This window comes from bacterium (genome assembly GCA_040755795.1).
Classification (GTDB): domain Bacteria; phylum UBA9089; class CG2-30-40-21; order CG2-30-40-21; family SBAY01; genus JBFLXS01.
This window is the reverse complement of record JBFLXS010000529.1, coordinates 1-2411: the sequence shown is the minus strand read 5'-3', so window position 1 is coordinate 2411 and position 2411 is coordinate 1. Positions and strand designations below refer to the sequence as shown.

Annotated in this window: 2 protein-coding genes; both read left to right on the top strand. The window is 30.7% G+C overall.

Annotated elements, in window-relative coordinates:
- Positions 1-347 precede the first annotated feature (347 nt).
- Positions 348-1670, top strand: coding sequence for an RNA-binding domain-containing protein (locus AB1414_19295; GenBank protein MEW6609559.1), 1323 nt, complete (start codon positions 348-350; stop codon positions 1668-1670).
- A gap of 25 nt (positions 1671-1695) precedes the next feature.
- Positions 1696-2160: an NUDIX domain-containing protein gene (locus tag AB1414_19290; protein MEW6609558.1), complete on the top strand. Its 465-nt coding sequence runs from the start codon at positions 1696-1698 to the stop codon at positions 2158-2160.
- Positions 2161-2411 lie beyond the last annotated feature (251 nt).

The following is a 2411-nucleotide window of genomic DNA, read 5'->3' as shown; positions in this document are numbered from 1 at the left end:
CATATAAGAAGCATTGGTTGGATACAAATTGTATTCAGCCTTTTTTGCGCCAAATAGAGCCATTCTTACGGTTTGCAGTTCAAATATAGTTACTAAAAGTAGTGAAATTTAAGATAATTATAGTCTAGTGGATCAATTGTTACACGATTACACTGGATTTTACACGTTTACTCAAGAATTTACGCGATTACAAAAAAAATTACACGATATGCTTTTTAGTTTACTCCTTTGTAACACTTGCTATTTGTATTACGACTGTTCTTATCTCTTTTCTCAGTGAATTATTTATTATTCGCCGAAGCAGAAGAAAATGTATTTGTTCCAATGTGAAACGATAGGATAGTTTAATGTTGCAAAATGAAACGATAAATGATATCATAGTGTCAGAGGTGATGAAAATGAAAATTCACGAGTCTAAAAATGTAGAGTTAAAAGCAAAATATACAAAATCATTACTAAAGACTATTTCAGCATTTAGTAATTTCCATGACGGCTATATATATGTTGGAATCGATGATCAAGGTGAAGTAATTGGATTACCAAATATCCATGAAGAGAAAATGGTTATCGAAAATTCAATCAATTCGACAATAACACCAAAACCATTTTTCGATATGAATATTATAGAGTATAACGGCAAAACAATATTAGAGATTAAGGTATACAAAGGTGATAATGGACCTTATTATTATCAGAACACTGCTTATATGAGAAATGATACTTCTACAGTGCCAGTCGATGGAAGTAATTTGACAAGACTAACTTTGATTAGTAAAAATCTTACATATGATCAATTAAAAGTATCTCAATCAGATTTAAGTTTTAGCTATTTAAAAGAGAAAATGAGTTCAGTTCTTAATGTTACTGATGTCAACCAGGCTGTATTAACAACACTTGGATTGTTCATCGATAAAACATACAACAATGCTGCTTTGTTGCTTTCTGACAACGGTAGATCGAGCCAATCATATGTTGATATAGCAAGATTCAAATTAGACACCAATACTTTTCTAGACAGAAAAAGATTTGAGAATCAATCATTATTAAAGCATTTTGATCAATCTATTACATATCTTCAAACTCAATATCCTTCTTACCAGTCGGTTGAAGGAATCCAAAGAACTACAAAAGAACAAGTTCCTCTTGTAGCTTTCCGAGAAGCATTGTCAAATGCGATTATTCATAGAGATTATTTGCTAAATTCAGGTGTTCAAATTTCAATGTTCGAAAACCGTATTGAAATTGTTTCACCTGGAGGGCTCCCTGAAGGCATGGATGAAGAACAATACTATAGAGGGCTGACTTCATTAACTAGAAATCCAATCATTGCAAATGTATTTTTTAGATTAAATCTAATAGAACAATTTGGTACAGGTATAAAAAGAATTATTGATAGTTATAAACCTTATAAGATAAAACCTTCATTTGATATTCAAAAATTCTTGATTAGGATAATATTACCTGTAACAAACTTTGACTATTCAAAATTAGAGAAAAAAGAAGCAATTCTGGCATATTTACATGCTTATCCAAAATCATCAAGACAGAATATAGAGAATGCGATAAAGATAGAAAAAAGCACATTGATTAGAAGATTGAATGAACTCGATGAACAGGGACTTGTTTCAAAGAGCGGGAATGGACCAACCACGATATACTATTGTAAATAATGTCTTTTTTATGAGGTGATAAAAAATGAAAAATGCTAAATTTTATTATAAAAATGTACTTGCACCAAAACCGAATAAACCAAATCACATAGGTGTATCAGTGATTATTCAATATGAAAATAAAATCTTACTTGAACATAGAGCAGATAGTAATAGATGGGCTATAATTGGCGGGGCATTAAATATGGATGAAGATTTAGTTTCCTGTGCAATTCGAGAGGTTTTTGAAGAAACCGGACTAAAATTTGATAAAAACCAGTTGCGTTTTTTTAACATATATGACGATCCTTCAAGAATTACCCATTATCCAGACGGGAACATTCTACGTGTAATCACGGTTGTTTATCATATAAAGCTATTAATTTATCCTACATTAAAAACAAGTTTAGAATCTAAAGAATTGAAATTCTTTTCAAAAGATGAGATCATGCTTCTAAAGATAGCTGAAACACATATACCAATTATTCAGGAATACTGTAATTTTGAATGATTTCGTTATGTTTAACTGATGTTTTATTCAGTTTGTTATTTTGAATTATGTGATTATTTTTAGCATTCACAATTCGAAATGCTACTGAGCTAATGTACTATAACAAAAAGAATTAGTCAATATGAAACGTTTTAGTGAAGTGTTTTTTAGGGGTGCGTAAAATCCTATGAAGGGTGCGTAACTTTTCTACAGGGGTGCGCAGATTTTTGATAAGGGTGCGTAAATGTATCAAAATAGGTCATACAACCCAT

Excerpts from the sequence above, each read along its gene's own strand:
- AB1414_19295 (MEW6609559.1), top strand. The coding sequence starts at position 348 with ATGTTGCAAAATGAAACGATAAATGATATCATAGTGTCAGAGGTGATG.
- AB1414_19290 (MEW6609558.1), top strand. The coding sequence starts at position 1,696 with ATGAAAAATGCTAAATTTTATTATAAAAATGTACTTGCACCAAAACCG.